Source organism: Stenotrophomonas sp. GbtcB23 (assembly GCF_019091045.1).
GTDB classification, from domain to species: Bacteria; Pseudomonadota; Gammaproteobacteria; order Xanthomonadales; family Xanthomonadaceae; genus Stenotrophomonas; species Stenotrophomonas rhizophila_A.
This window is the reverse complement of record NZ_JAGXKC010000004.1, coordinates 44,469-70,977: the sequence shown is the minus strand read 5'-3', so window position 1 is coordinate 70,977 and position 26,509 is coordinate 44,469. Positions and strand designations below refer to the sequence as shown.

Annotated in this window: 27 protein-coding genes; 12 read left to right on the top strand and 15 right to left on the bottom strand. The window is 67.1% G+C overall.

All coding sequences use genetic code 11. The features are described from left to right. The first annotated feature begins 26 nt into the window (after positions 1-26). Together KVS69_RS02925 and KVS69_RS02920 are read left to right on the top strand one after the other, a co-directional pair. Entirely contained in the window at positions 27-1,382 is a 1,356-nt protein-coding gene (locus KVS69_RS02925) for an SLC13 family permease (RefSeq protein WP_217536774.1), read from the top strand. A 204-nt stretch (positions 1,383-1,586) separates the two neighbouring features. Beyond that, positions 1,587-2,306 (top strand): GntR family transcriptional regulator, encoded by a 720-nt coding sequence (locus KVS69_RS02920; protein ID WP_217536911.1) that lies wholly within the window; start codon positions 1,587-1,589, stop codon positions 2,304-2,306. Between the two features lie 42 nt (positions 2,307-2,348). On the opposite strand, the gene KVS69_RS02915 is transcribed toward KVS69_RS02920, so the two are convergent. The 9 genes from KVS69_RS02915 to KVS69_RS02875 form a co-directional block, all read right to left on the bottom strand. Further along, the gene (locus KVS69_RS02915; RefSeq protein ID WP_254621998.1) at positions 2,349-3,611 is read right to left on the bottom strand and encodes an MFS transporter; all 1,263 of its coding nucleotides are present in this window, start codon (positions 3,609-3,611) and stop codon (positions 2,349-2,351) included. 65 nt (positions 3,612-3,676) lie between these two features. Next, complete coding sequence (locus KVS69_RS02910) at positions 3,677-4,333, bottom strand: methyltransferase domain-containing protein (RefSeq protein ID WP_217536771.1); 657 nt, start codon at positions 4,331-4,333, stop codon at positions 3,677-3,679. 151 nt (positions 4,334-4,484) lie between these two features. Then, positions 4,485-5,213, bottom strand: coding sequence for a DNA-formamidopyrimidine glycosylase family protein (locus KVS69_RS02905; RefSeq protein ID WP_217536768.1), 729 nt, complete (start codon positions 5,211-5,213; stop codon positions 4,485-4,487). Further along, positions 5,206-5,934: a DUF72 domain-containing protein gene (locus KVS69_RS02900; protein WP_184125250.1), complete on the bottom strand. Its 729-nt coding sequence runs from the start codon at positions 5,932-5,934 to the stop codon at positions 5,206-5,208. The genes KVS69_RS02905 and KVS69_RS02900 overlap by 8 nt, the downstream gene beginning before the upstream one ends. A 12-nt stretch (positions 5,935-5,946) precedes the next feature. Next, on the bottom strand, positions 5,947-6,381 hold the full coding sequence (locus KVS69_RS02895) for a pyridoxamine 5'-phosphate oxidase family protein (protein WP_093533219.1): 435 nt from the start codon (positions 6,379-6,381) through the stop codon (positions 5,947-5,949). Between the two features lie 82 nt (positions 6,382-6,463). Further along, positions 6,464-7,843 carry a hypothetical protein gene (locus KVS69_RS02890; RefSeq protein WP_217536765.1) on the bottom strand — a complete coding sequence of 460 codons (1,380 nt, stop codon included), beginning with the start codon at positions 7,841-7,843 and terminating at the stop codon, positions 6,464-6,466. Positions 7,844-7,845: 2 nt separating this feature from the next. Next, positions 7,846-10,905 carry a TonB-dependent receptor gene (locus tag KVS69_RS02885; protein WP_217536762.1) on the bottom strand — a complete coding sequence of 1,020 codons (3,060 nt, stop codon included), beginning with the start codon at positions 10,903-10,905 and terminating at the stop codon, positions 7,846-7,848. Positions 10,906-10,976: 71 nt separating this feature from the next. Continuing rightward, the gene (locus KVS69_RS02880; RefSeq protein ID WP_217536759.1) at positions 10,977-12,038 is read right to left on the bottom strand and encodes a FecR domain-containing protein; all 1,062 of its coding nucleotides are present in this window, start codon (positions 12,036-12,038) and stop codon (positions 10,977-10,979) included. After that, entirely contained in the window at positions 12,035-12,526 is a 492-nt protein-coding gene (locus KVS69_RS02875; RefSeq protein WP_210131697.1) for a sigma-70 family RNA polymerase sigma factor, read from the bottom strand. The genes KVS69_RS02880 and KVS69_RS02875 overlap by 4 nt, the downstream gene beginning before the upstream one ends. A 173-nt stretch (positions 12,527-12,699) precedes the next feature. Between KVS69_RS02875 and KVS69_RS02870 the strand changes: the two genes are divergently transcribed. Then, positions 12,700-13,020: a metalloregulator ArsR/SmtB family transcription factor gene (locus KVS69_RS02870; protein ID WP_068850041.1), complete on the top strand. Its 321-nt coding sequence runs from the start codon at positions 12,700-12,702 to the stop codon at positions 13,018-13,020. A 22-nt stretch (positions 13,021-13,042) separates the two neighbouring features. Then, complete coding sequence (locus KVS69_RS02865; RefSeq protein ID WP_217536756.1) at positions 13,043-14,491, top strand: DUF2867 domain-containing protein; 1,449 nt, start codon at positions 13,043-13,045, stop codon at positions 14,489-14,491. On the opposite strand, the gene KVS69_RS02860 is transcribed toward KVS69_RS02865, so the two are convergent. The 3 genes from KVS69_RS02860 to KVS69_RS02850 all read right to left on the bottom strand — a co-directional run bounded on the left by KVS69_RS02860 (position 14,463) and on the right by KVS69_RS02850 (position 16,646). Next, positions 14,463-15,587 (bottom strand): metallophosphoesterase, encoded by a 1,125-nt coding sequence (locus KVS69_RS02860; RefSeq protein ID WP_345776788.1) that lies wholly within the window; start codon positions 15,585-15,587, stop codon positions 14,463-14,465. The two genes, KVS69_RS02865 and KVS69_RS02860, sit on opposite strands and share 29 nt — an antisense overlap. Positions 15,588-15,706: 119 nt before the next feature. Further along, positions 15,707-16,150, bottom strand: coding sequence for a DUF1801 domain-containing protein (locus KVS69_RS02855; RefSeq protein ID WP_217536751.1), 444 nt, complete (start codon positions 16,148-16,150; stop codon positions 15,707-15,709). Between the two features lie 37 nt (positions 16,151-16,187). Next, positions 16,188-16,646 (bottom strand): DUF1801 domain-containing protein, encoded by a 459-nt coding sequence (locus tag KVS69_RS02850; protein WP_217536748.1) that lies wholly within the window; start codon positions 16,644-16,646, stop codon positions 16,188-16,190. A gap of 182 nt (positions 16,647-16,828) precedes the next feature. On the opposite strand from KVS69_RS02850, the gene KVS69_RS02845 reads away from it, so the two are divergent. Then, a complete protein-coding gene (locus KVS69_RS02845) occupies positions 16,829-17,398 on the top strand; it encodes a TetR/AcrR family transcriptional regulator (protein WP_217536745.1) in 570 nt (189 codons plus the stop codon). A gap of 58 nt (positions 17,399-17,456) precedes the next feature. Further along, positions 17,457-18,572, top strand: a complete 1,116-nt coding sequence (locus tag KVS69_RS02840) for an MBL fold metallo-hydrolase (protein ID WP_217536743.1) — start codon at positions 17,457-17,459, stop codon at positions 18,570-18,572. A gap of 45 nt (positions 18,573-18,617) precedes the next feature. Here KVS69_RS02840 and KVS69_RS02835 read toward each other — a convergent pair whose 3' ends face one another. Continuing rightward, on the bottom strand, positions 18,618-19,223 hold the full coding sequence (locus KVS69_RS02835) for a hypothetical protein (protein ID WP_068850019.1): 606 nt from the start codon (positions 19,221-19,223) through the stop codon (positions 18,618-18,620). 93 nt (positions 19,224-19,316) lie between these two features. Here KVS69_RS02835 and KVS69_RS02830 point away from each other — a divergent pair, with 93 nt between their 5' ends. Then, entirely contained in the window at positions 19,317-19,754 is a 438-nt protein-coding gene (locus KVS69_RS02830; protein WP_217536740.1) for a hypothetical protein, read from the top strand. A gap of 272 nt (positions 19,755-20,026) precedes the next feature. Here the strand turns inward: KVS69_RS02830 and KVS69_RS02825 are convergent, their stop codons facing one another. Continuing rightward, positions 20,027-21,028 (bottom strand): LacI family DNA-binding transcriptional regulator, encoded by a 1,002-nt coding sequence (locus tag KVS69_RS02825; protein ID WP_217536738.1) that lies wholly within the window; start codon positions 21,026-21,028, stop codon positions 20,027-20,029. Between the two features lie 96 nt (positions 21,029-21,124). On the opposite strand from KVS69_RS02825, the gene KVS69_RS02820 reads away from it, so the two are divergent. Genes KVS69_RS02820 through KVS69_RS02800 form a run of 5 tightly spaced genes read left to right on the top strand, consistent with a single transcriptional unit; the run spans position 21,125 to position 25,759 of the window. Further along, entirely contained in the window at positions 21,125-22,177 is a 1,053-nt protein-coding gene (locus tag KVS69_RS02820) for a sugar phosphate isomerase/epimerase family protein (RefSeq protein WP_217536735.1), read from the top strand. A 26-nt stretch (positions 22,178-22,203) separates the two neighbouring features. Further along, positions 22,204-23,421 carry a nucleoside permease gene (locus tag KVS69_RS02815; protein WP_068850006.1) on the top strand — a complete coding sequence of 406 codons (1,218 nt, stop codon included), beginning with the start codon at positions 22,204-22,206 and terminating at the stop codon, positions 23,419-23,421. A 12-nt stretch (positions 23,422-23,433) separates the two neighbouring features. Continuing rightward, positions 23,434-24,558 carry a Gfo/Idh/MocA family oxidoreductase gene (locus KVS69_RS02810; RefSeq protein ID WP_217536732.1) on the top strand — a complete coding sequence of 375 codons (1,125 nt, stop codon included), beginning with the start codon at positions 23,434-23,436 and terminating at the stop codon, positions 24,556-24,558. Positions 24,559-24,577: 19 nt separating this feature from the next. Continuing rightward, positions 24,578-25,444, top strand: coding sequence for a sugar phosphate isomerase/epimerase (locus KVS69_RS02805; RefSeq protein WP_217536729.1), 867 nt, complete (start codon positions 24,578-24,580; stop codon positions 25,442-25,444). 18 nt (positions 25,445-25,462) lie between these two features. Beyond that, positions 25,463-25,759, top strand: a complete 297-nt coding sequence (locus KVS69_RS02800; protein ID WP_254621997.1) for a cytochrome c — start codon at positions 25,463-25,465, stop codon at positions 25,757-25,759. Between the two features lie 7 nt (positions 25,760-25,766). Here KVS69_RS02800 and KVS69_RS02795 read toward each other — a convergent pair whose 3' ends face one another. Further along, on the bottom strand, positions 25,767-26,507 hold the full coding sequence (locus KVS69_RS02795) for a DUF1080 domain-containing protein (protein ID WP_217536707.1): 741 nt from the start codon (positions 26,505-26,507) through the stop codon (positions 25,767-25,769). Positions 26,508-26,509: the final 2 nt, after the last annotated feature.

Here is a 26,509-nt window from a genome sequence, read left to right as displayed (position 1 = left end):
CGCGAATCACGTGTCTGGGAGGGCGCATGAGTCCACAAATTGCAACGATCATCGGTCTGGTGATCATGTTCATCATCGCCACTGCCCTGCCGATCAACATGGGTGCGGTGGCCTTCGCGCTGGCCTTCATCATCGGCGGCATCTTCGTGGGGATGGAGGGCAAGGAGGTGCTGGGCGGCTTCCCGGGCGATCTGTTCCTGACCCTTGTCGGGATCACGTATCTGTTTGCGATCGCGCAGAAGAACGGCACGATCGATCTGCTGGTGCACTGGGCGGTTCGGGCGGTTCGCGGGCGGATCGTGGCCATTCCGTGGGTGATGTTCGTGGTCACGGCGGTACTGACTGCATTCGGTGCGCTGGGCCCGGCGGCGGTGGCGATCATCGGGCCGGTGGCACTGCGCTTTGCGAAGCAGTACAGGATCAACCCGCTGATGATGGGCCTGCTGGTGATCCATGGCGCGCAGGCAGGTGGGTTCTCGCCGATCAGTGTGTACGGCAGCATCACCAACGGGGTGGTGCAGAAGGCGGGGCTGGAAGTGACGGAGATGGCGGTGTTCCTGACCAGCCTGGGCTTCAACTTCATGATGGCGACGATCTGTTTCTTCGCGTTCGGCGGGGTGGCGTTGATGCGGCGCGGTGCGGTGGCGACGGGCGGCGGTGAGCTGGCACTGGCCGGTGGGCCGCAGGCGTCGTCGCGGCAGTTCGCGATCGAGGGTCACGGGGCGCTGGTGTCGGCGGGCGGCGGGACGTTGTCGAACGATCCTGACGCGCTGGAAGCGGTGGGCATCACGCGCGAGCGGTTGTTCACGCTGGTGGGATTGATCGGGTTGGGGGTGGCGGCGTTGATCTACAACCTCAACGTGGGACTGGTGTCGATCACGGTGGCGGTGGTGCTGGCGCTGTTGTCGCCGGCCAGCCAGAAGGGTGCGGTGGACGGGATCAGCTGGTCGACGGTGCTGTTGATCTGCGGTGTCGTGACGTATGTGGGGGTGCTGGAGAAGGCCGGTTCGGTGGACTTCATCGGCAACGGGGTGTCGAACATCGGCATTCCGCTGCTGGGGGCGCTTCTGGTCTGTTATGTGGGCGGGATCGTGTCGGCGTTTGCGTCGTCGGCGGCGGTATTGGGCGCGACGATTCCGTTGGCGGTGCCGTTCCTGCTGCAGGGGCATCTGGGCGCGGCGGGGGTGATCTGCGCGCTGGCGGTGTCGTCGACGATCGTGGATGTGAGTCCGTTCTCGACCAACGGTGCGCTGGTGGTGGCATCGGCGGCCAAGGAAGAGCGCGAGTCGCTGTTCCGCCGGTTCCTGGTGTACAGCGGGCTGGTGGTGGTATTCGGGCCGCTGTTGGCTTGGCTGCTGTTTGTTGTTCCGGGTTGGATGTAAGGCTGCGAGCAACATCAAGAGCAACAGCCCATTGCCAGAGCCTCCGCGGCTTGGCGGGACGGTGCGGGGTTGCGGGGGACGCCGCAAGTACGTCCCTGTAGGCTTGGTCGCCGCATCCATGCGGCTCACACCCCCGCAACCCCGCCCCGACCCACCTTTGGCGGTGTGTCGGTGGCCATGGGAAAGAAGGAATACAATTCGTTCATGGCTATTGCCCCTGCCCCGCGTTCCTCTAAAAAGCGCGCGCCTCTTTATGAAGAGGTGGCCGAGCATGTGCGTGAGCGCATCTATGACTACCGCTTGCCGCCTGGGGAGTGGATTGATGAGCCGGGGCTTTGCGAGGAGCTGGGCATCAGCCGTACGCCGTTGCGCGAGGCGCTGAAGCTGCTGGCGGCCGAGGGGCTGGTGCAGATTGATGCGGGGCGTGGGGCGCGGGTGACGCGGCTGACGCTGGAGGATCTCAACCAGCTGTTTCCGGTGATGGCGATGCTGGAGGGGCGGTGCGCGCATGAGGCGGTGAAGCACATCGACGATGCGGGGGTAGAGCAGTTGGAAGCGCTGCATGCGGCCATGGAGGCGGCGGCGGCGGAGGGCAATATTGCCGACTACTACCGCAACAACTATTTGATCCATGAGACGGTGCAGCACTACGCGGGTAATCCGTGGTTGATCCGGATCACGCACGACCTGCACCGCATTCTGAAGATGCATCGCGGCCGGCAGCTGTTGACGCCGGGGCGTACGGCGCAGTCACTGGCGGAACATCGCGAGTTGATGGAGTGTTTCCGCCGGCGCGATGCGGAGGCGGCCGAGCGCACGATGGAACGGCACCTGCTGAGCCAGGGACAGGCTTTGGCGGCGTATGTGGCAGCCGGTGGATTGTTGAACGTTCCAGCGCCACTACCCACCGAAGGCGGCACGTAACCCCGCGCGCCGTGTAGAGCCACGCCCTGCGTGGCTGCGCAATCAGGTCGGGCGCGTTTCCCTCAGGCCCCACAGAACGGGCAATACCAGCAGCGCGACGGCGGCGATCATCGCCCCGGGCGCTGCCGCCCAGCCGGTGTGGCGCACCAGCAGTTCGGCCAACAACGGGGTGGCGCCGCCGAAGAAGGCGGTGGCCATGGTCACGCCCAGCGCCAGGCCGCTGAGCCGGCCTTCGCCGGGGAACTGTTCGGCGGTGGCCGGCGCGGCGACGGCGCTGACGCCGCCGGCCAGGCAGGCCAGCACCACGGCGGCCAGTGCGATCTGCACCGCGCTGCCGGTGGCCATCACGCCAAACATCGTCAACGGCAGCAGCGCTGACAGCAGTGCCAACCCGATCAACACCGGGCGTCGCCCCACCTTGTCGGACAACGCGCCCACCAGCGGGGTCACGCCGATCACGGCGACGGCGGCGATGGTGGACAGCCACAGTGCCTGGGATTCGCCGATGTCACTGGCCGAGCCGAGAAACGCTGGCACGTAGGTGATGCCCACGTAGTAGGTGATCGAACCCAGTGCGGAGATGGCGAAGGTGCGCGCGACCGCGCCGCGATGGTATCGCCAGGTATCGCGGATCGGCGAGGTCGGTACCGTGCCGGCGGCCACCTGGCGTTCGAATTCGGGCGATTCGTGCATGGTCGAGCGCGCGAGGAGGATGGCGCCAGCCAGGGCCGCACCGATGAAGAAGGGAATGCGCCAGCCCCAGCCATCGAGCTGGGCGCTGCTGAGCAGGGCCACGGTCAGTGCCGAGAGTGCCACGGCGAGCAGGGCACCCACTTCGCTTGCGGCGGAGGCGAGAGAGGTCACCAGCCCGCGCCGGCGGATGGGGGCGCTTTCCAGCAGGTACGCCACCACGCCGGTGTATTCGCCGCCTACCGAGAACGCCATGACGCAGCGGAGCAGCAGCAACAGCACGCCGGCGGTGGCGCCGATGCTGTCGAAGGTCGGCAGCAGCGCGGTGGCCAGCATCGCCACCGTCATCAGGGCCATGGAGGCCAGCAGCATGTAGCGGCGGCCGAAGCGGTCACCGAAGTGGCCGAAGCAGAGCGCGCCGAGGGGACGCATGAGGTAGCTCACCGCGAAGCCGGCCAGGGTGGCCAGCAGGGCGTTGTCGCCCCCGCCGAAGAACACCCGCGACAGCACCGTGGCCAGGTAGAGGTACAGGGTGAAGTCGTACCACTCCACCACGGTGGACAGACCAGCGACGATCATGGAGCGGGTGGGTGTGGCAGGCGGTGGGTTGGTCATGGGTTCGGAGCCTACGACAAACGATCTGCAGACTGTGTCGTCGCAGCGCCACGCCCTACCTGGCCCTATGCGGTGCGTGCGTAGCGCAGCAGGCGTCCGCGCCCTGGCGAACTGCTTTCATCCTCGCCGAAGCCGCCCTCTTCGCTCGCTTCATACCCCTGCAGGGCCATGGCGCGCGAGAAGCCGCCGAGGTTGCCGCGACCGGGATCGGTCAGCAGCAGTTCGGCCGTAGGCTTGGCGTGGCGCTCCATCACCGCGGCGATCTGCACGCCGTGGCCCCGCTCGTACAGCACATCGCTGCCGATGATCAGGTCGAACCGACCCAGTGACGTATCTGGCATTTCCCAGGGCAGGTTGCGGTAATGCACGGCCGGCAGGTCGTTGAGCCCGGCGTTGTAGGCCAGGAACGATTCGGCCAGCGGATGGTGGTCACTGGCCACCACGTTGGCACCACGATGCGCCAGCACCAGGCTGGACAGGCCCAGCCCGCAACCCAGTTCCAGGATGCGTTTGCCGGCCACGTCGTACTGGCTCATGGTCTCGGCCAGCACCCGGCCGGCGGGCCAGACCTGGCCGAACAGGCTCCACAGCGAGGAATGGATGCCGGCGCGTTCGGCGCGGCCGGTGGGATCGGCGAACTGCTGCAGGTCGCTCAGGGCACGAATACGGAACTCGTGGCCGTTGACGGCAACCGTGAGAATGCGGGTGGTATAGCCCGGCATGTGCGCTCCATGAAACACGGAGAGCCGGCCCACCCCGGTGGCGGACGGCTCGAAAGGGGAGCGAAGCGGGCGACCGCAAGGGGTCGCGCAGGACGCGCGAAACGGCGTGGGACGCACCCATCCTACAGGACGGGCGGTTTCCGTCCTTCACTCAGTACCGGGTCTGGCAAATGGGACAGAAGAAGGTGCGCCGCCGGCTCTTGCCGGGATAGGTCTTGGAAACCGGACCGCCGCAGGTCGGGCAGGTCCGCTTGGTATGGATCTGCCAATGCTTTTTCAGTTCGAAGGCGCGCTTCCATTCCAGGAACAGGAAGCTGTAGGCGCGGGCGTCGGCAATGACCCGGCCGAGTACCCGCGGTGGCAACGCTCCCACCGTGCTTTCCGGGTGCACCCGCTGGCGGAACAGCACTTCGTTCTTGATGATGTTGCCGACCCCGGCGAACAGCTCCTGGTCCAGCAGTGCATCGCAGATCAGGGTGTCCGGCTGCTGCTTCAGCCGGCGCCGGGCCAGGCGGGGGTCCCACGCGTCGTTCATCACGTCGGTGCGCCAATCGTAGGTTTCGTCCAGCTTGCCTTCGATGTACTTCAGCGATGAGGCGTAGATGTTCAGCTCGCCGTTGTCGAACTGCAGCGAAACGCGCGGGGGCGATGGCTTGCGTTCGTCGATGCGGTAGCTGCCGAACATCAGCATGTGCACGCGCAGGCTGAAGCCGCTGAACTCGATCAGGAAGTGTTTGCCCCAGCTGTGCAGCGCTATCACGCGCCGCCCCTCCATGCGGGTGAGATCCAGGGAACTGTTGCCCAGCGCACGGCGCACGGTCTTGCCACGGAACTTCGCCGCCGCCTCGCGCAGGATGACGATGGAAGGACCTTCAGGCATGCAACCGCTCCTGCAGGCGCGCGGCGTTGGCAACGGCAAAGCCGTGCGCGGTGTTGTCGAAGATGACCCAGCGGGGTCCACGTGCATGACGCACCTGCGCGGCCAGCGCGTCCAATGCCGCGTCGTCGTAGTCGCTGTAGTACATGCGCGGTGCGCCGTGCCATCGCCAATAGCGCCACGTCGGTGCACCGCCCGGTTGGGCAGCCGCCGGCACACGCGCTGGATCGGCCCCCAGCCGCGAGACGCCGTGGCGCAGCAGCAACGCATCGGCCGTGTCGGTGAACCAGCTGGCATGGCGCGGCTCGCACACCAGCGGCACCCCGCTGCGCCTGCGCAGTGCGCGGAAGAAGCTCGAGGCACGGCGGGTATCCAACGCCAATGAAGGCGGCAACTGCAGCAGCAGGCCACCCAGCTTGGTGCCGAGCGCGCTGGAGTCATCGAGGAAGCGGTCAAGCAACGGCCCCACGCCGACCAACGCCGAATCGTGGGAGATCGTGCGCGGGATCTTGACCGAGAAGCGGAAGCCGGGCGGCACACTGGCAGCCCAACGCTCGTAAGTGCCGGGTTTGTGCGGCCGGTAGAACGAGGAGTTGATCTCCACTACCGGAAACCGGGTGGCGTAGCGCGCGAGCATGCTCTCCCCGGGGCCGAAAAGGTCAGCGTAGCGGCCCGGAAGGGACCAGCCTGCGCAGCCGACCAGCGGTCCGGAGGAGGCAGGCATCTCCGGCGTACCTCAGACCTGGATCTCGCCCTGGTCTTCACCGTCCCAGTAATGGATGCGGTGCGCATGGACGTGGATCAGGACCAGGCCGGGGGTGTCCACACCCTGTTCGAACCAGCGCTCCAGGCTCTTCTGCCAGTGCTCGCGCATCACTTCCTTGTCGCGGATGATCCGGCCCTTGCCCTGCACGAACACGAACAACGGCGGCTTGCCGAGCAGGCCCTTGCTGCCGACGAAGCTCAGCGCGGCCTTGGGCTCGGCCTGCAGCTCGCGCACCATGTCGGTGCTGTCCAGCGAGAAGAACCAGCTGTCACCGTCGTAATCGACATCACCGTTGTTGCTCATCGGGCGGCCGGCGATCTCGCCGTTGTCGGCGAAGGTCTGCAGCATGGTGAAGTCGATGCCGGCCATCTTCTTGGCCAGGTCGTGCAGGGTGAGCGTGGTCATGGCGGTATCCGTGCGGGAATCGGGTACTGCCAGACTCGGCGGGGGGCCGTGACCGGATCGTGCAGGTGCCCTGTCGTGGCGTTCACGGCGGTGGGATGTTGCCGATGAACACCGGGTTGGAATGGAACCAGAGGTCCTGCCAGGGATCTTCGCCTTTGATGTCGGCCAGTGGCGTCGGCTCATCCGTGTTGCTGCCACGTGCACGTACGAATCCGCCGCCGGGTGGCGCCGGCAACTCCCACGTCACCTCATACCACGGGCCTTCCTGCTTCCACTCCTTGGCGGTAAAGCGCTGGGTCTGCATCCTGGGCGCCTGGCCGGTGCCACTGCCGGCGATCAGCTGCAGCTGGCGCAGCGCCGGATGTCGCCCGATCGCATTGGCGCTGTCCGGCGTCCGCACCCGCAATTGCACGCGCATCCGCGTACCCGCTGCCACGGTCACGGCCTCGCCCATGCGCCCCACCCCACCGCTGCCATCGGCCGCCTGCACGGTCAGCTCCAATGCGTCGATGAGGTCGCCGGTCACCGCGAACATGCGCCCGGCGCGCACGCCGCCGAGGATGTCATCGGCGTCCGGGCGTGCCCAGACATACGTCTTGCTGTACTCACCCGGATCGAAGTCGCTCCCCCCGTCGCGCTGGTTCACGTGAGAATCGGAACTGGCGGTGATCCAGAAGCGGCTACCGTTGGCCAGCATCTGGTCCCAGACGCCGCCGACCTGCGTGGTCATCTGATCGAAGCCGCCGAAGGTCGGCGCCGCCGCATTCCGGTACAGGCCACGCTCGGAGCGGGTGGCCTGGTGCCCGGGCGCGCCTTCCATGCCGACCAGCACCTGCGGCGCAGCGGCATGCCACGCCTTCAGTTCAGCGGGCTCCACTTCGCCCCACTGCCCCACCCCGGTGGCGGTTCGCGAGGGGTGGTTGATCAGCATCAGCGGCAGCGGACGCAGCCCGCGCATGTGGACCAACGCATCCAGCATGTGCTGGTGGGTATCGCGGCTGCCCGCTTCCAGTGGTTCACCGCGACTGTAGTGGCGTTCGATCGTCACCAGCTGTTCGGCTTCGCCCGCGCCTGGCGCGATGACCAGCGAGGCGTGTTCGCCGGCAGGCACATCGAACTCCATGCCGTTGAACTGGATGACCTCGGGCACGTCCTGCCGGGCCAGCAGCAGCGCCGGATAGGCGTGGTCGCGGGTCACCGCCGAGTGGCCCGGGCCGCCGTGGTCGGTGTGCACCATCCAGCGCAGCCCGAAGTGCCGCGCCCGTTCAGCGTTGTGGCTGCGGGTGTAGGACGAGTCGCCGCCACGGATCGGCGTGGGCGGCGTGGTGCTGCGGTCCCAGTCCACGCTCCATTCGCTGTGCACGTGGTGGTCGCCAGGCTGCCAGTCGCGACCGGCATCAGATTCGGCAGGCGACGCCGTGGCCGGCGCCGCAAGCAGCGCCAGCAGGAGAAGTGTCTGCATGATCAGAAGTCGGCGCGCAGGCCCAGGCTGATGCGGCGGCCCGAGGCTTCGTACATGGTCGGGAAGGATGGATCCATGGTGTAACCGCTGGTGATCTCGTTGGTCAGGTTGATGCCCTTCAGGCTGACCTTGATGTTGTCGGTGATCCGGTAGCCGATCGACACATCCATCTGGCCATAGGCATCGCGCCAGATCGGGTACATGTCATAGCCGATCGATTCCACGTATTCGTCTTTGTGGTTGTAGGACACGCGGGCATCGAACCGGTCATTTTCGTAGTACGCAGTAAGGTTCCAGGTCTTCTCGGCCAGGCCCGGCATCGGCGTGCGGATGCCCAGGTCGGACTCACCTGCCAGCGAGCTGTCCAGCACGGTGTAGTTGGCATTCACGCCGAAGCCTTCCAGCATGGGGTGGAACATGCCCAGTGGCAGCTGCGCCACCAGCTCCACGCCGTCTACCTGGTAGGAACCCTTGGCGTTCACCGGCTGGTACACGTCGAAATCGAAGATGCCGTTTAGGGTGCCGTTGGCGTTGTACACGGCCACATCCTCGACCACGCCGGTCAGCGAGTTGATCACCACGCCGTCGATGTTCTTGCGGAAGTAGGAAGCGGCAAACAGCGCTCCGTTGTCCAGGTACTTCTCCAGGCCCACTTCCCACTGCTTGGCGTAGGTGGGCTTCAGTTCGGGGTTGCCATCGGTGAAGCGGTAGGAGCTCCAGCTGGCGGTACGCTTGTAGGCGATGTCGGTCAGCGCCGGGCGCATCATGGTCTTGGACGCGGCCGCACGCAGCAGCAGGCCCTGGGCCAGTTCAGCGGTCATGTTGAAGCTGGGCAGCAGGTCGTCGTAGCTGCCGTCCCTGGACACCGGGGTATCGGTGTAGCCGGTGCTGCCATCGGGCCGCTGGATCGGGTGGTAGCCGAACGAGGTGACGCTGGTATCGACATAGCGCGCGCCGGCGTTGATGTTGACCGGCACGTGGCCGATATCGAAGGCGAAATCCGCCATCGCGTACACGCTCGTCACCTTCTCATCGACCTGGTAGAACTGGCCGGCGTCGAAGGGGGTGTAGAAGCCGTCATAGCGGAAGGCGCGGCGTGCGTAGTCGTTGGACACCTGCTGCCAGTCCAGGTCCTTGATGGTGTAGTCGCCGCCGGGAACGATGTCGCCGATCCACTGCAGCGGGCTGTCGGCCAGGGTGCGGGTGTTGACCCAGGCGCTGCTGCCGGCGGTCGGCCCGGTGATCTTGAGCTCGCCATACTCGCGCTGCTTGGAGCGGTCGGTGTAGCGCGCCCCGAACTTCACGTCACGCAAGGCCGGCAGGAAGGCCAGGTCCAGCATGCGGGTCACGTTGACCTGGGCGGCGTACTTGTCGTCGTCCACCTTCTCCAGCGTGGTTTCGTAGGCTTCGAACAGGTACTTGTCCGAGGCGTTGTACATGTCGAAGCCGCCCGGCGTGCTGGGGATGGTTTCGCCGCTGCGGCCGGTCCAGCGGGTGCGCGAAGGCGCGTAGGCGACGTGCTTGAGGTTGGAGAAGTCCGAGGTCTTCTCCGCGCCGGAATAGCCGGCCATGGCATCGATGTACCAGTCCTGGCCCTTCCAGTCGAGCGCAACGCTGTACTGGCTGTAATCGGTCTTGTTGATCCGCTCCTTGCTCAGCATCTCGTGCTGGGTGGCGGTGTAGGACACATCGCGCAGCACCACCATGCCGTACTCGGACAGGGTGCTGGCGTCGTATTCGTGGATGGTGTCGAGGGTGCTGCGGCTGGAGGCGGAATAGGCCGCCGCGTCGTACTCGTCCTCGGTCGAATCGTAGCCGCCCAGCATCGCATCGAACGTCAGGCTGAAGCTGCTGCTGGGCTTGTACTGCAGCGACGCGGTGGCGCCCCACTTGTCCTGCTCGTTGAGGTAGACGCGGTCGCCGACCTTGTCCTGGAAGACAACCCGATTGGTTTCATCGGTGTCGGTGCGGTTGACGATGTTCACCCCGGCGTCGCGGGCCAGCACGGCCTGGGCCTGGGTACCGCGCGTGCCGGACGCCCCCAGGAAGCGCGACATCGGGCGGAAGTTGATGCCCGAGGTGGAGTCGGTACGGTTGGTGCGCTTGGACTGCGAGTACGACACCAGGCCGCCCCAGTCGCCCCAGGTATCGGCGGCCAGGAAGGCGAAGCGCGGGTCGACTTCTTCGGAGATGCTGTTGTGTGCGCCTTCGGCCGACAGCACCAGCTTGCGCTCGTTGTAATCGAACGGTCGCGCGGTGGTGATCTTCACCGAGCCGGCGATGCCGCCCTCTTCGTCGGCGGCGGTGGGCGACTTCTGCACCGTGACCTGCTGGATGATCTCCGAGGCGAACATGTCGAATTCCACGTCACGCCCGCCACTGCCCGAAGCAGTGGCCAGGTCGTTGATCGACACGTACGTGTACTCCGAAGGCAAGCCGCGCACGTTGACCTTGGTGCCCAGGCCCTTGCTGCGCTCGATGGTCACGCCGGGAACGCGCTGCAGCGCTTCGGCCAGGTTCTGTTCCGGAAAGTCGGCCACGTCGGTGGCGACGATGGAGTCGGAAAAGCCGATGTTGTTGCGCTTCAGGTCGACCGCCTGTTCCAGGCTGCGGCTGTAGCTTCCGGTTACCTGGATGGTTTCCAGGTTCTGCGCGCCGGGCGCGGCGCCGCCGCCAGCAGAAGCCTGCAGTGTTGCGGCCCCGGCCTCGGCTGCCGCCATCGGCGCAACCACGCCGGAGGCGGGCTCGTTGCCCGCCGTCGCCGCTTCAATGGTGACCGTACCGGCATTGAGGTAGCGGTATCGCAGCCCGGTGCCGGCCAGCAGGCGGTCAAGCGCCGCCTCCGCGCTCAGGCCCGCCGGCACCGCCGGGGTGCGCGGATTCCCCGCCACCTGCGCGTTGTAGACGAACTGCAGGCCGGTCTGGCGCGACAGCGCGTTGAGTGCCATGTCCAGCGGCTGCGAGGCGATGGCATCGGCGGCAAGCCGGGTCGGTTCTGCAGCGTTAGCCGTCGCGGTGACCTGCAGGGCAAGGGCGATCGAAAGGAACAGAGTGCAGCGCATCGTGGGATCCAGTGAGGGAATGGCAGTGGCGTTCCCCAACTACGACGTGGCAAGGCGTGGATCGGGCACCGCTAATTCGATGAATTTTTTTTGACAACGCTTTCGGCCACGTCGCGCATGCGTACGTGGATGCCATCGGCACGTTGCTGGATGACCAGCGCCGGCTGCTGGTCCAGGAACGCACGCAGCGAACCCAGGTCATCGGCGCGCAGGTTGCCGGTCAGGCGAAGCGCGCCGGCGTCATCGCCCACGCGCAGGCGCAGGGTGTTGCTGCGGTTGAAGCGGTCGGCCACTTCGCGCAGGGGCTCGTCGCGGAACACGATGCGGCCCTGCCACCACGCGATCATGCTGGCCGCGTCCTCATCGCGCAGCTGCACGCGCTGGTCGCGATAGTCCACCTGGGCGACCTTGCCCGCCGACAGATCGGCCAGCAGGCGTCCGCGGCCGCCATCACCGTGCACCTGTACGCGGCCCTCGCTGACCGCGATCCTCGCCTGCTCGCGCAGCAGCGCGACATCAAAGGTGGTGCCGATGTCGGTCACCTGCAGGCCGCCAGCATGCACGGCGAACGGCCGGCGGTCCGGCGCGACCACGAAGCTGGCCTGGCCTCGCTCCAGTTCAACGCGTCGACCGAACAGGCTCATCCGCACCGAGACTTCGCTCTCGGCATTGAGATGAAGCACGCTGTGGTCGGACAGCTCGATCTGGCGCGGCGTGCCATGGGCGGCCACATAGCGGGTGGTATGCGGCCACGCCAGCGGCGTGCCGATGCCCACCGCCATCAGCAGCGCGGCTGCGGCAGCGATACCAGGAAGCCACCGGCGTCGGGCCGGCGCGGGCGCGGCTGCACGCAGCGCGCGCGCCGGCAACTGCACGACGTTATCGCCCGTGCCCTGCGCTGCCGGCGCCGCCAGCAGTGCGTCCAGGTCGATCGGCATCGCGCGCAGCGCCTCCCCCAGCGCGCCCGCGGTTTCGCTGATCACCAGGTACTCGCGCAGGTGCTCGGGCGAGACCAGCAGCCAGTCCATGAAGGCGCGCTGCTGCGCGGGCGTCACATCGCCCTGGCGTTGCAGCGCATGCCAGTGGGCGGCGGCCTGGGTCAACGCGGTGGGGTGCAGCGACGGTGCGCTCATCGCAGCACCTCGCGGTCGGCCATCGCACGCCGGCACACGGCGAGCCCGCGCACGACGTGCTTCTTCACCATGTGCGAGGAGACACCCAGGCGCTCGGCGATCTGTTTGTAGCTCAGCCCGTCGCGGTACTGCATCACCAGCACGGCGCGGGTGTGTTCGGGCAGCGTGGCCAGCAGCGCCTGCAGGCGCTGGCTGCGTTGTTCGCGTTCGGCGGCATCCTCCACGCATTCCCCGCTGGCCAGGCCCTGGCCCAGCTGTTCGATGTCCTCGATCGGCAGGGTCGACCAGCGCCTGCGGCTGGCCTGCTCACGCGCCAGGTTCAGCGCTACGGTGAACAGATACGCCTCGGGGTTGGCGATGGACTCGCCCGGCCCCGCATGCGCACGCAGCAGACGCAGGTACGTCTCCTGCACCAGGTCTTCGGCGTCCTGTCGCGCCCCCCGGCGCACGAAGAACCCCCGAAGCACCGGCGCGTGTTCCACGAACATCCGCGCCAGCCGCCCTCTTGCCTGCTCGGCCACTGTGCCGCCCCAACCCCTGAAGTGCGGCGCAAGGTAAGCGCTGCGTATGACGCGGTGGTGACGGTGCGATGCGGCAGCCGGCACTTGACAGGCCCAAGGCCACGGCGCACGATTAGTTAACGAATTAATTAACTACCGGAATGGACCGCATCTTCGAGGCCCTGGCCTCCACCGCCCGCCGCCAGATCCTGGCCTACCTCAACGGTGGCGAGCTCACCGCGGGCGAACTGGGCGAACGCTTTGATTTCAGCAAGCCGGCACTGTCCAGCCACCTGCGCATCCTGGAGGATGCCGGCCTGATCGAACGCGAGAAGCGCGGCCAGTTCGTGTATTTCCGCCAGGTGCCCGACCGCCTGACCAACACCCTGTTCGCTTGGGCCGCCGAAGTCTGCCCGGTTGGCGGCCCCTTGCAGCGCGAGAGCCGCGCACGCGCCAAGCGCAAACCCACCCCTTCGACCTGAGCCCTGCCACCAGGAGACCGGCATGCTGGACACCCACCGCGTGAGTCGTTCGTTCCCCAGCATCAGCCTGCCTTCGTACGGGGATGGCAGCCCGGTGGAAGTGGCCTTGATCACCCAGCTCGGGATCGGTGCGGGCGACCAGCTGCTGCGTGATGCCGGGCTTCGCCAGGCCGCGCATCCGGCCTTCGTGGATGCGCTGGACGAGCCCTCCGCACGGCTCGGCGGCATGCACCTGGCCCACGACGATGCGTCGTCGCTGTACTCGTTTTCGGTCGGGCGCCAGGGGCATCCGTTCCACCGCCATGCCGGGCCCCGCATGTTCACCGCCATCGCCGGCAGCGGCGGTGCGCAGCTGCGCTTTTCCACCGCGTCCGATGCCCAGCTGCAGCGTGACCCGGCTGCGTTCCTGCATGCGCTGCGCTGCGTGGACATCCCGCCTGATTGCCTGTTCACGGTGCGCTTCGGCAGCGGCACCTGGCACCAGTTCGTGTCGCGCCACCCGCGCCACCCGGCGTTGTTCGCGCTCTCCTGCCATGCCAACGAACGCAGCGGCGCGTTGACCGAGGCGCAGCGCGCGCAGATCGATGCGGACAGCGCCGACATTCCGTCCCTGACCGATACCCTGCCGCAGCCGCTGCAGTTGTTGCTGGACCAGGCCGACCTGTCGCGCGTTCCGGTGGTGAGCCTGTCGCTGCAGTCGCCGGCCCGTTCGGCGTTGGCCGGCCTGTGCGCGCGCACACGCGACCTGGTCGGCCCACTGCGCGCGTGGCTGGCGCGGCTGCGCCCGGCGCAGGGTTACATCGGCCGCAGCGCTGCGCGGCATCCGGTGCAGGCGCTGCCCGCCCCGCCGGCGGATTCGCTGCTGCACGGGGCGCTCGCCGACGGCGTCGACCACCAGGACTACAACACGCTGGTGCTGCCCGCGCACAGCGTGGCAAGCCGTTCGGCCAGCGTGGTGCTGGAAGCGCTGCTGGAAGGCTTCGTGCTCAATCCACCGCCCAGCGTGGGCCGTTTGATGGCACTGCGAAATGCACTGGTGGCGCCGCTTCATCTGCGCACTTCAGCCTTGGGTTGCCCGGTCTCCTCGCTGCTTTCGACCGACCGCAGCACGCTCTTTGCCGGTCGTTTCCCGGTCCATGCACAGCGCGTGGACGCAACCGACCGCAGCGCCGAAGTGCTGCTGGGTGCGGACGACCGCCACCTTCGCTTCCGTTCCTGCGTCCGTGTGCAGCTGCATGCGGACGGCGCGGCAGTGATTGCACTGGGTACGCGGGTGCGCACCCACAACCGCTTCGGTCGCCTCTACATGGCGGCCATTGACCACGTGCATCGCCGCCACATCAGCCCCGCCATGCTGCGCATGGCCGTAGCCCACGCGCTGGCCCCCGAACTGGCGCAGGCCACCACGCACGCCAGCTGCCGACCGGTGGTCGGCACGCTGTCTACCGCGCCCGCAACGTCACCAGGGTGATCTCCGACGGCACGCCGATGCGCGCTGCAAACCCCGGCCACAATCCGGCGCCGTTGCTCACGTACAGCGTCATGCCGTTCACCTCATAACGCCCGGATACATAACCGCCGTTGGCGCGTTTGACCAGCTGGTCCATGCCGACGATGTGGCCCCCATGGGTATGACCGGACAGCTGCAGCTTCACGCCCTTGGCCGCATTGGCCAGGGCCTCGCGAGGGCGGTGGTCGAGCAGGATCACCGGGGCGGCGGGATCGGCACCTGCCAGTGCGGCAGTCAGATCCGGCATTGGCAGGCCATAGCGCGCCGCCACCGGGTCGGTGACCCCGGCGATGGTCAGCACCGCGCCATCGCGCGTCACCTGGGTGTGGCTGTTCTCCAGAACCTGCATGTGCAGCGCGCGGAACGCCTGCATCCATTGCGCGTACTGGCCGTAGTATTCGTGGTTGCCGGTAATGGCGATCACGCCGTCCGGCGCCTGCAGCTGGCCGAGGCTGCGCACATCGTTGGCACGGGCGCTGACACTGCCATCGACCAGGTCGCCGGTGATCACCACCAGGTCCGGCTTCAGCGCGTTGCTTTCAGCCACCACCTTGGCCACCCAGTCGCCGGTGAGCAGGCGGCTGGCGTGGATGTCGGTGAGCTGCAGCACGCGATAACCATCGAACGCTTGCGGAAGGCCGGAAATGGTCACCTCGATCTGCCGGGTCTGCGGCACGGCAATGCCCTGCTGCACGCCCCAGATGCCCAGCACCAGCGCCAGTCCGCCCGCCGCTGGCCGCAGCCAGCTGCGACGCAGGGCATCGGCAGCGCGCGGCAGCTTCAGCAGGCGCGCGCCCAGCAGCAGGACGTCCAGCACCAGCAGGAACACCGCCACCAGCAGCAGGGCGGTGAAACCGCTTGCCAGCACCACCAGGGCCGCCTTGGGAATCTCCGGCGAAGCCATCGTGCCGGCAAACCGCGCCACGATCCGGTGGTGCAGCGCCAGCGCCAGCACCAGCAGGCCAAGCGGGCCACGTACCGAGACCGGCACGCGCAGCGGCCAGATCAAGCGCCACACCACATACAACGCAAGCACTACTCCAACAACACTCAGCACAGGCAATTCCAGGTTACGGGGGGATGCGCGCGCGCCAGCGGCGATCGTGCAGCGCACCATCTTTGCCGATGTTGACGACAGGTGCCACCGCGAGGGGGTGGAATTCTGGGTTGCGCGGTTCAGCGAGAAGGTGATTTCTTCGCTTTTGCCTTGGCCGTATTGAAGGCCACCGCCGCCCGGATCAGGGCCTTCAACGCCGCCTCGTTGATCTTCTCACCTTCATGCACGTCGATGGCGCGGCGGGTGTTGCCCTCCAGGCTGGAATTGAACAATCCCTTCGGATCGTCCAGCTTGGCCCCATGGGCGAAGGTCATCTTCACCGCGGCTTTGTAGGTTTCCCCGGTACAGAGGATGCCGTCGTGCTCCCAGACCGGCACCCCGCGCCACTTCACGGTCTCAACCACGTCGGGATCGGCCTTGTGGATGATGCTGCGCAGCTGCGCCAGGGTTTTGCCGCGCCAGTCGTCCAGCGCGGCGATCTTTGCATCGATCTGCTGCGCGGCGTCTTCCGGTGCAGCGGTGGAGGTGGAAATCGGCTTGCTGCGGGAGCTGGCACGTGGCATGACCGGGTCCTGATCAACGTTGAAAGAAGGGGATTGGTTACATCCTTTCGCCGGGAAGCCGGCTGGCCTGCTTCACCCAGCGGGTGAACTGTTTCGCATCCAGTGGAACGTCCTCGACAACGTGCAGGTAGCGCGTGTCCTGGCTTTTGGATGCCTCCGGCGGCACCGGGTCCAGCGCCTTGCCACGAAAGAACGCCACTTTGATGTAGCGCGCGTAGCAATGCATGCTCAGGAACCAGCCGTCATCGCCGGCGGCATACAGCGGCGAGTTCCATTTCACCGCCTTGCGCACGCCCGGCACCGCTGCCACGACCAGCGCATCGAGCTGCCGGGCCGCTTCGCGCTTCCAGTCGGGTATAGCCGCTATCCACGCCTGCACGGGGGCATCGCCCTCGCCCTTCGGAATCTGCGGATTGCCACCGGCCAGCAGGCGCGGCGTGCCGGTGGATGGGTCGGGAACTGCTTTGCGTCGGGTGGTCGCCACGTCGATGCCCATGCAGGTGCCTGACCGCCTTATAGACCGCCCTCCCATCAATTTCAACGCGCGCGTGCCGAGTCAGCAGCGTGCTGAGCACGACGATGGGGCGAGCTGAACGGCCGCCCCATCCTCGCCGGCCGCCCCTTGCATCCTCGCGTCCCGCGCCCTATAAATGAGTGGTCACTCACTTATAGTCTGTCATGGCCCGCCCCCTCAGCGAAGCGAAACGCGATGCGATCCTGGCTGCTGCCGCCCAATTGGTGGCGGCACAGGGCGTGGGCGCCTCCACCGCGCAGATCGCCAAGGCGGCCAAGGTCGCCGAGGGCACGGTGTTCACCTACTTCGAGACCAAGGACGCGCTGCTCAATGCGCTGTTCGTGCGCCTGGAAGAGCGCCTGGCGCTGGCGGTTGGTGGGACGTTCCCGGCAAATGCCGAGATCCGCGAACAGTTGCACCATGTATGGAACGCGCTGCTGGTCTGGGGTGCGGCGCATCCGATCGACCGCATGGCACTGCGCCAGTTGAAGGTGTCCGAACGCATCACCGACTGCACCCGCACCCACTGCGCCGGGCTGTTCGGCACCACGTTGCAGACCCTGGAAGCCAGCCTTGCCCGCCATATCGACCCGGAGCGCATTCCGTTCTACCTGGGCCGGGTGCTGATCAGCCTGCTGGAAACCACGCTGGAGGCCATGGCCGCCCAGCCCGAGCAACGCGACACCCTGCAGCAGGCCGGTTTCGACCTGTTCTGGAAGGGCATTCAACGTTGAATTTTTTGCCGCCAATGAATGAGTGCCTGCGCACTCATCCACAAGACCAAGGAGACGCATGCGCATCCTGCCTGTACTCACTGTCGCCTTCTCCCTCACCGTTCTGATCGGGATGACCTTTACCGTGCCTATCGCCTCTTACGACACTTCGCCGCAACGCGCCGATGACCAGTTCACCAACGTGGCCGCCAAACCGAAGGAGTCCTTCGGCGCCACGCTCAAGCTGTTCTGGGAGTTCATGTTCAACCGCCCGCCGGGCACCACCCCGCCCAAGGCGCCGCCGGTGCGCGCGCTTACCGCGCAGGCGCTGGCCGAAGCGCCGGACCGCAGCATGTACCGGCTGGGCCACTCCACCCTGCTGATCAAACTGCGCGGTGGCTGGTGGCTGACCGACCCGGTGTTCTCCGAGCGCGCCTCGCCCGTGCAGTGGATGGGCCCGAAGCGTTTCCACGCCCCGCCGATCGCGCTGCAGGACCTGCCGCCGATCCGTGGCGTGCTGCTCTCGCATGACCATTACGACCACCTGGACCGCGCGACCATCAAGTACCTGGCAACGCGTGCACAGGTGTTCCTGGCTCCGCTGGGCGTGGGCGACCGCCTGATCGACTGGGGCGTGCCGCAGGACCGCGTGGTGCAGCTGGACTGGTGGGAAGAAACCCAGGTCGATGGCGTGCGTTTCGCCGCCACCCCGGCCCAGCATTTTTCCGGCCGCGGGCTGCGCGATGGCAACCGCACGCTGTGGGCCTCGTGGGTGATCCTGGACGATGAGCTGCGCGTGTTCTTCAGTGGCGATACCGGCTACTTCAACGGCTTCAAGCGCATCGGCGAACGCTACGGGCCGTTCGATGTCGCCTTCGTTGAAACCGGTGCGTATGACGCCAAGTGGCCGTTCGTGCACATGCAGCCGGAACAGACCGTGCAGGCACACCAGGACCTGCGCGGCAAGTGGCTGGTGCCCATCCACAACGGCACCTTCGACCTGGCCATGCACCGCTGGGAAGAGCCGTTCGAGCGGGTCAGCGCGCTGGCCGCGCAGCGGGGCATCGCGCTGTCCACGCCGGAGATGGGCGAACGCCTGGATCTTTCCGCGCCGCATGCCGGCACGCCGTGGTGGCGTGCACTGGCCGCGACGGAAAGCGAAGGCAGCGGCGTGGTGGCGGGCAGCACGCGCTGAGTGGAGCCTGCCCATCAACGGGCAGGCTGGCGATGACCCGGGGCATTACCGATCAACAGCGTCGGCGCGCTCCAGGGTCAGCTCGGCATGCTCGGCCGGCGTCTTGGCCAGCCAGCTGGCCCAGCCCAGCTCACGGGCCTTTGCCAGCTGCGGAAGGGCCCGCGCCGGCATCGGCGGCTCGCTGCCCAATGCCTCCACGCGCCGGCTCTGCCGGACCCAGTTGATGAAATCGGGGTTGTCCATGCTGTAGTCGCTGCCCCCATCACGCCGGATCGGCCGCAGCTGGTAGCCATTGCCATACACGGGACGGACCAGTACGTAGTAGCGCCGGCCGGCCTCCAGGTCGGCGTCCATGAAATGCACGCGCATGCCATCGTTGGAGACGAACATCTTCCTGCCGGGGGCCGTGGAATACACCACTTTGTCTTTTCCACCGATGGCCGAGATGAAACGGTCACCCTCAGGGGTTACTTCACTCAACATGGTGTACATGCCGCCGAACAGCGAGGACGGGCGCAGGAAGATCAGCTGCGCCTTGTCGGGCTCCGGGAGAGCGACCGACTGCGTGGCACTTTTCTTGACGAAATCCCGGGCCCCGACGGGGGCAACGAACGCAAACAGCGAAAGCACGCACAAGACGAATCGCATCATGGTGGATCCAGAGGTTGGCAGGAGGAACTGCAAACGAGGTACCCCAGCACAGGGGCGCGGTATCATCGCGCGTTCCCGCCATGGAGTCACCGCATGCCCAACCTTTCGACCCGCTGGACCGGCCGCGCGGCGGCGGTACTCCTGCTGCTGGCGCTGGGCCCGGTGGTGTCTGCCGCCGATGACACGACCACCGCGCCCAGCGCCCGCGACCGCGCGGTGGCCGATGCGGACCAGATTTCCCGGCAGCTGCTCCAGGTGCGCGAGGGCGAGAACGAACTGAACTGCGCCAAGGCCGTCGAGAACGCGCGGTACGGCGTGGAAACCATGCTGGAAGTGGGCGAAAAAAACGTCCGCGGCGGTTACCTCGAGGCGGAGCAGTTCAATGCCTCCGCCGCGCCCTTGCGTGCATTGCTGCCGCAGCTCACCACCGCCGACTGCGAACAGGCTGAAGGCAACAAGCGCGCCTTCTACCAATGCATGTCCAGCGACTACAACCACGTGCTGGCCTGCGGGAAAGCGCATCCTTACTGAGCCGCGTTGCGGATTGGAAGCCGCAGGTCAACCGCGCCAGCACCTAGCCTACGTACTACCCCGGCAGGCTGGCACTGCCCGACGCGGCATGCCTGCCGATGCTCAAATCGAGGAAGTGAGCGTGGAAGTGTTTCCGAAGAAACCGGCGTAGCCAAGGCGGCACGCACCGACCGTCGCAACGCGCGCCTGCCGATTCTCTCGGCGCCCCGTAGAGCCACGCCCTGCGTGGCTGCTCTCCGATCAGGCACCACGAAGCCACGCTGGGCGTGGCTCTACATCGGTGCTGCGGTCGAACCCCGCACCATCAAGCGGAACTCAAGCGTCTGCTGCAGCGGTACATCCACGCCTTCGATGATGGCGAGCAGCAGGTTGACCGCGCGCTCGCCGATCTCCCGCATGGGCTGGCGGACAGTAGTCAATGCAGGCGTGAGGTAGCTGGACGATGCCAGATCGTCGAACCCGACGATGGACAGCGCATCGGGCACGCGGATGCCCAGGTCTCGGCACGCCGCCAGCACGCCCAGCGCCATCTGGTCGCTGAAGCAGAAGATCGCGCTCGGCACGGTCGCGCCCGCCAGCAGCGCCATGGCTGCCGCATGGCCGGATTCCACGGAGAAGTCGCCCGGCACCACGCTCAGGTGGCGCAGGCGACCGCGTGCCTTGCTGGCGGCCCGCACCCCTTCGAGACGCTGCTGGTGCAGGGGATTGTCGGGCGGCCCGCCGACTACGGCGATCCGCTCGTGGCCCAGACCGTACAGGTGGTCCATCACCGCCCGCGCGGCGGCGGCGTTATCGATGTGCACGCTGGGGATGCCCAGTGCGGGATCGAACTCGCAGCCATTGACCACCGGCGCGGTGGTGCCCTGCTGCTGCACGATCGCGCGTGCGGTCGGCGGCAGGCGATGGCCCAGCACGATCATGCCGTCGGCTTCGTTGCGGCGGAGCATCTGCGCGTAGCGTTCTTCGCGCTCGGGGCGATGCTGGGTATCACCCAGCAGGACCGCGTAGCCCACCGCCTGCGCCGCTTCCTCCGCGCCCTGCAGGATCTGGGCGAAGAACGGATTGGCGATGTCCGGCACGGTCACCAGGATCTTGCCGCTGCGCTGGGTCTTGAGCGTCCGGGCTACCGTGTTGGGCACATAGCCCAGCGCGGCGGCGGCCTGCTCGATGCGCGTGCGCGTGGCCGGCAGGACTTTGTCCGGCCGCGAAAGCGCCCGCGACACCGTACCTGCGGAAACGCCGACGTGCTTTGCGATGTCGTAGATGGTTGCCATGGATGTTGGGTTCTTCGTGTCGCTGTGCAGTGCACAACAGGTTTTGCGGAACGTCCTGCTAGGGTAATGCAATCGATTGCATCGAGGTGAATCACGTTGAAGACGCTCAAGGGTCCGGCGCTGTTCCTGGCACAGTTCATCGGCGACACACCGCCTTTCAACCGGCTGGACACGCTGGCCGAGTGGGCGGCCGGCCTGGGCTATTCTGGCGTACAGGTCCCCACCAGCGCGCCGCACCTGTTTGATCTGGCCGAGGCCGCCCGCAGCCAGGCGTACTGCGACGACATCGCCGGCATGCTGGCCGGGCATGGCGTGCAGATCACCGAGCTGTCCACGCACCTGCAGGGGCAGCTGGTAGCCGTCCACCCCGCCTACGACAGCCTGTTCGACGGCTTCGCGCCAGCAGACAAGCGCGGCGATCCGGCCGCCCGCCAGGACTGGGCGGTGGAGCAGCTGCTGCTGGCCGCCAAGGCCAGCCAGCGCCTGGGGCTGACCGCGCATGCCACCTTCTCCGGCGCGCTGGCCTGGCCCTACTTCTACCCCTGGCCGCAGCGCCCGCCGGGCCTGGTGGAAGAGGCCTTCGCCGAACTTGGCCGGCGCTGGCGCCCGATCCTCGATGCCTTCGACGCCTGCGGCGTGGACCTGTGCTTTGAGATCCACCCGGGCGAGGACCTGCACGACGGCGCGACCTTCGAGCGCTTCCTCGACGTGGTGGACCACCATCCCCGCGCGAAGATGCTGTACGACCCGAGCCACCTGCTGCTGCAGCACATCGACTACCTGGGCTTCATCGACCGCTACCATCCGCGCATCGGCATCTTCCACGTCAAGGACGCGGAGTTCCGCGCCAGTGCGAGTAGTGGCGTGTATGGCGGCTACCAGGACTGGATCGATCGCCCGGGGCGGTTCCGTTCGCTCGGGGACGGCCAGATCGACTTCAAGGCGATCTTTTCCAAGTTCGCGCAGTACGATTTCCCGGGCTGGGCGGTGCTGGAGTGGGAGTGCTGCCTGAAGCACCCCGAAGACGGCGCGCGCGAGGGCGCCGCCATCATCCGCGACCACATCATCCGCGTGACCGAACGTTCCTTCGACGACTTTGCCGACAGCGGTGCGGATCCTGCATCGCTGCGCCGCATGCTGGGTATCTGAGCCATTACCGCCTGGGAGGGCAAGCCATGAGGCACGCCATGTCGCGCTTGGGCGCGATGATGTTTCTGCAGTTCTTCATCTGGGGCGCATGGTTCGTGACCCTGGGCACGTACCTAGTGCAGGGCCCGCTCCAGGCCAGCGCCAGCCAGGTGGCCACGGCCTTCCTCAGCCAGTCCATCGGCGCCATCGTGGCGCCGTTCCTGGTCGGGCTGATCGCGGACCGCTACTTCGCGGCGCAGCGCATTCTCGGGGTCCTGCACCTGGCCGGTGCGGTGCTGATGTGGCTGGCGTCCACGGCGACGGACTTCAACACGTTCTTTGCCTGCGTGATGGGCTACATGTTGCTGTTCATGCCGACGCTGGCGCTGGCCAACAGCGTGGCGATGCGGCACATGCAGTCGCCGGAGAAGCAGTTCCCGCCCGTGCGCGTGGCCGGCAGCGTCGGCTGGATCGTGGCCGGCGTGCTGATCGGCTGGCTGGGCTGGGAACAGGCGCATACGCTTGAATTGACCTTCCGGATGGCGGCGATGGCATCGCTGGCGTTGGGCCTGTATGCGTTCACCCTGCCGCACACGCCGCCGCTGGCGCAGCAGCGCGACGCCGGGCTGGGCCAGGTGCTGGGGCTGGATTCACTGCGGCTGCTGAAGTCGCGCTCCTACCTGGTGTTCTTCCTGGCCTCCATCGCCATCTGCATTCCGCTGGCGTTCTACTACAACTTCACCAACCCCTATCTCAACGACCTGGGCGTGCGCGGCGCGGCCGGCCTGCAATCGCTGGGCCAGGTGTCCGAAGTGCTGCTGATGCTGGCCATGCCGTTCCTGTTCGTGCGGCTGGGGGTGAAGACCATGCTGGCGGTGGGCATGGCCGCATGGGTGGTGCGCTACGTGATGTTCGCCTTCGGCGATGCGGGCGGCGGCTTCTCCCTGCTGGTGATCGGCATCGTGCTGCACGGCATCTGTTACGACTTCTTCTTCGTTACCGGCCAGATCTACACCGATGCGCATGCCGGCCCCGCCGCGCGCAGCAGCGCGCAGGGCTTCATCACCCTGGCCACCTACGGCGTGGGCATGTTGATCGGCACGTTCCTGTCCGGCGCGGTGGTGGAGCACTACACCACGGCGGCGGGCCCGGACTGGCAGCGGATCTGGCTGTTCCCGGCCGGCGTGGCGCTGGTGGTGCTGGTCGCCTTCCTGTTGTTGTTCCGCGACCGGCCGGCGCTTGCCGCCGCGCCCAGCACGCACTGAGGAGCCGACACGATGCGCAAGCTTGGAATCGCCATTGTGGGCACCGGCATGATCGGCGCCGTGCATCGTCGCGCGGCGCTGCTGGCCGGTGCGGACGTCCGCGGCGTGGTCGCCTCGTCGCCGCAGCGCGCGGAGGAAGTGGCGCGCTCATGGAATGTTCCGCGCGGCTATCGTGACATCGAAGAGGTGGTCGGCGATCCGCAGGTACAGGTGGTGCACGTGTGTACGCCCAACCACCTGCACCGCGCCATGGCGCAGGCGGCACTGGAAGCCGGCAAGCACGTGATCTGCGAGAAACCGCTGGCCACCACGCTGGAAGACGCCCAGGCCCTGGCGGCATTGGCTGCCTCGACCGGGCTTGTCGCCACGGTGCCGTTCGTCTACCGCTACCACCCGGTGGTGCGCGAGGCACGCGCACGCATCGCGCAGGGCGAGCTGGGGCCGCTGCACCTGATCCACGGTAGTTACCTGCAGGATTGGCTGCTGGATCCTGCCAGCAACAACTGGCGGGTGGACCCGGCGCTGGGCGGCGTCTCGCGCGTGTTCGCCGACATCGGCTCGCACTGGTGCGACCTGGTGGAATGGGTCAGCGGCGAGCGCTTCGCCGACGTCAGCGCGGCATTCGCCACCGTGGTGGCCGAGCGTGGTGCCGTGGGCGGGCAGAGCTTCACCACGCCGGCGGCGGGCGGCGCGATGCAGGCGGTAACCAGTGAGGACGTGGCGGCGGCGATGTTCAAGACCGGCGCAGGTACGCTCGCCTCGTTGACGGTCAGCCAGGTCTCGGCGGGCCGCCACAACCGCCTCTGGTTCGAGATCGACGGTGCCACGGCCAGCGTGGCGTTCAACCAGGAAGACCCGGAGCGGCTGTGGATCGGCCGGCCGGACCAGCGCGAGGAATCCTTCGTGCGCGGCCCTGGCGCCGGCAGTGCCGAGCAACGCCGGTTGGCGGTGCTGCCGCCCGGCCACGCGCAGGGCTACGCCCAGTGCTTCGAGGCGTTCGTCGCCGACACCTATCACGCCATCGACGGCGAGCGGCCACAGGGCCTGCCCACTTTCGAGGACGGCCTGCGTTCGGCGCTGATCGTCGACCGCGTCATTGCATCGGCCAGGTCGCGCGCCTGGACACCCATCGGTTGAACTCCATGAGGATTTCTTGATGAAGACTGCTGCACGCCGGACCACCACCCTCGCATTGCTGCTGCTCGCCGCCCTGCCCGCCTTTGCCGGGGACGCGGCCGGTCCACAGCAGCCCATCGCGGTGCAGATGTACACGCTGCGCAACGCCGGCACGCTCGACCAGCAGTTGAAGATCGTGCACGACGCGGGCGTGGGCGCGGTGGAAACGGTCGGCACCCAGAACGTCAGCGCCGCCGAACTCAAGCAGCTGCTGGACCGCTATTCGATCAAGGCGGTTTCGTCGCACGTGCAGCTGGCCGATCTGCGCAAGGACCTGGTTGGCGTGGTGGCCTTCAACCGCGCGATCGGCAATACCACGCTGGTGGTGCCGTATCTCGACAAGAACGATCGGCCGACCGATGCCGCCGGCTGGACCGCCCTGGGCCAGGAACTGGGCCGGATCGCGGCGCAGGTGAAAGCCCAGGGCATGCACCTGGCCTACCACAACCATGACTTCGAGCTGGTCGACTTCGGCGGCAAGACCGGCCTGGAACTGCTGTTCGCCGCAGCCGGCCCCGACCTGCAGACCGAGCTGGACCTGGCCTGGGTGGCGCGTGCCGGCCATGACCCGGTGGTGATGCTGGGCAAGTTCCGCGGCCACGTATTCGCGGTGCACGCCAAGGACAATGCCCCCAAGGGCCAGGCCGAAGACGAGGGCGGCTTTGCCGCCGTCGGCCAGGGCGTGCTGGACTGGAACGCGATCCTGCCTGCCGCCGCCGCTGCCGGGGTGCAGTGGTACATCGTCGAACACGACCAGCCGCGCGATCCGGCCACCGTCATCAAGACCGGCGCAGACTACCTGCGCCACCACCTCACCGCCCGCCTGCCCGCCAGCGCACAGCGCTAGCCAGCCAAGGAGCCCTGCTTGAAAACGATCCTGACAATGGCCGTGGTTCTGTGTGGAGCCACGTTTGCAACTGCCGCGTGGTCCAAGGACGATCCCGCCGCCGGCGCGCAGCTCTACGCGACGCACTGCATTGCCTGCCACGGTGCGAACCGGGCCGGCGTTCCGCCGACATTCCCCGCGCTCACCGATGTCGCCAAGCGGCTGGACTCGGCTCAGATCAAGGACAAGATCAAGAAGGGCGGCGGCTTGATGCCGCCCTTCTCCCAACTCTCCGAACAGGACATCGGCAACCTCGCCAGCTACCTGGCGAAGTAGCTTCCCACTACAGCTTCCGCACCCAGATGTTGCGGTAGCTGACCTTGGAATCGTGCTCCTGCAGGTACAGCGGCGCGCACCCATGCGGTGCATACGAGGGTGCACCGATGTACTCGGTCTTGCCCGACAGCACGGTGTCGTCCTGTACCAGCACGCCGTTGTGCAGCACGGTGATGCGCGCCGGTGACGTGAGCCCACCGCCCGGCGAGAAGCGCGGTGCCTTCCAGATGATGTCGTAGGCCTGCCATTCGCCCGGCCTGCGCGAGGCGTTCACCAGCGGCATGGCCTGCTTGTAGAGCGAGCCGGCCTGGCCGTTTGCATAGGTGGGGTTGTTGTAACTGTCGAGCACCTGCAGCTCATACAGCTCCTGCAGGAAGATGCCGCTGTTGCCGCGATGCTGGCCGTCGAAGCCTTTGGTCGCGGTGGGCGCGCGCCACTCGACGTGCAGCTGGATGTCGCAGAAATCCTGTCTGGTGCGAATGCCCTTGCTGCCTGGCACCACGGTCAGCGCGCCGTTGGCGACGCTCCAGGGCACGGGCCCGCCCGTCTCCGACTCCCACGCGGAGACATCCTTGCCGTTGAACAGCACGATCGCATCGGACGGCGCGGCGTTCATGGGGGTGGCCACGGTCGCGGGCACCGGCTTCCACACCTCGGTCTTGGTCGGATCGCGCGCGGGGTCATCGGCCTGCGCGAATGCAGGCGTTGCAGCCAGCACGCAGACGGCCATCAGCAGGGGCTTGCTCATCG

Bases quoted from the DNA above. Each gene is read 5' to 3' on its own strand.
- KVS69_RS02925 (WP_217536774.1), top strand. From the start codon at position 27: ATGAGTCCACAAATTGCAACGATCATCGGTCTGGTGATCATGTTCATC.
- KVS69_RS02830 (WP_217536740.1), top strand. From the start codon at position 19,317: ATGCCCAACCTTTCGACCCGCTGGACCGGCCGCGCGGCGGCGGTACTC.
- KVS69_RS02870 (WP_068850041.1), top strand. From the start codon at position 12,700: ATGGACCGCATCTTCGAGGCCCTGGCCTCCACCGCCCGCCGCCAGATC.
- KVS69_RS02880 (WP_217536759.1), bottom strand. From the start codon at position 12,038: ATGAGCGCACCGTCGCTGCACCCCACCGCGTTGACCCAGGCCGCCGCC.
- KVS69_RS02850 (WP_217536748.1), bottom strand. From the start codon at position 16,646: ATGGGCATCGACGTGGCGACCACCCGACGCAAAGCAGTTCCCGACCCA.
- KVS69_RS02810 (WP_217536732.1), top strand. From the start codon at position 23,434: ATGCGCAAGCTTGGAATCGCCATTGTGGGCACCGGCATGATCGGCGCC.
- KVS69_RS02885 (WP_217536762.1), bottom strand. From the start codon at position 10,905: ATGCGCTGCACTCTGTTCCTTTCGATCGCCCTTGCCCTGCAGGTCACC.
- KVS69_RS02910 (WP_217536771.1), bottom strand. From the start codon at position 4,333: ATGCCGGGCTATACCACCCGCATTCTCACGGTTGCCGTCAACGGCCAC.
- KVS69_RS02840 (WP_217536743.1), top strand. From the start codon at position 17,457: ATGCGCATCCTGCCTGTACTCACTGTCGCCTTCTCCCTCACCGTTCTG.
- KVS69_RS02875 (WP_210131697.1), bottom strand. From the start codon at position 12,526: ATGTTCGTGGAACACGCGCCGGTGCTTCGGGGGTTCTTCGTGCGCCGG.
- KVS69_RS02890 (WP_217536765.1), bottom strand. From the start codon at position 7,843: ATGCAGACACTTCTCCTGCTGGCGCTGCTTGCGGCGCCGGCCACGGCG.
- KVS69_RS02825 (WP_217536738.1), bottom strand. From the start codon at position 21,028: ATGGCAACCATCTACGACATCGCAAAGCACGTCGGCGTTTCCGCAGGT.
- KVS69_RS02805 (WP_217536729.1), top strand. From the start codon at position 24,578: ATGAAGACTGCTGCACGCCGGACCACCACCCTCGCATTGCTGCTGCTC.
- KVS69_RS02815 (WP_068850006.1), top strand. From the start codon at position 22,204: ATGAGGCACGCCATGTCGCGCTTGGGCGCGATGATGTTTCTGCAGTTC.
- KVS69_RS02855 (WP_217536751.1), bottom strand. From the start codon at position 16,150: ATGCCACGTGCCAGCTCCCGCAGCAAGCCGATTTCCACCTCCACCGCT.
- KVS69_RS02845 (WP_217536745.1), top strand. From the start codon at position 16,829: ATGGCCCGCCCCCTCAGCGAAGCGAAACGCGATGCGATCCTGGCTGCT.
- KVS69_RS02895 (WP_093533219.1), bottom strand. From the start codon at position 6,381: ATGACCACGCTCACCCTGCACGACCTGGCCAAGAAGATGGCCGGCATC.
- KVS69_RS02795 (WP_217536707.1), bottom strand. From the start codon at position 26,507: ATGAGCAAGCCCCTGCTGATGGCCGTCTGCGTGCTGGCTGCAACGCCT.
- KVS69_RS02920 (WP_217536911.1), top strand. From the start codon at position 1,587: ATGGCTATTGCCCCTGCCCCGCGTTCCTCTAAAAAGCGCGCGCCTCTT.
- KVS69_RS02900 (WP_184125250.1), bottom strand. From the start codon at position 5,934: ATGCCTGCCTCCTCCGGACCGCTGGTCGGCTGCGCAGGCTGGTCCCTT.
- KVS69_RS02835 (WP_068850019.1), bottom strand. From the start codon at position 19,223: ATGATGCGATTCGTCTTGTGCGTGCTTTCGCTGTTTGCGTTCGTTGCC.
- KVS69_RS02915 (WP_254621998.1), bottom strand. From the start codon at position 3,611: ATGACCAACCCACCGCCTGCCACACCCACCCGCTCCATGATCGTCGCT.
- KVS69_RS02865 (WP_217536756.1), top strand. From the start codon at position 13,043: ATGCTGGACACCCACCGCGTGAGTCGTTCGTTCCCCAGCATCAGCCTG.
- KVS69_RS02905 (WP_217536768.1), bottom strand. From the start codon at position 5,213: ATGCCTGAAGGTCCTTCCATCGTCATCCTGCGCGAGGCGGCGGCGAAG.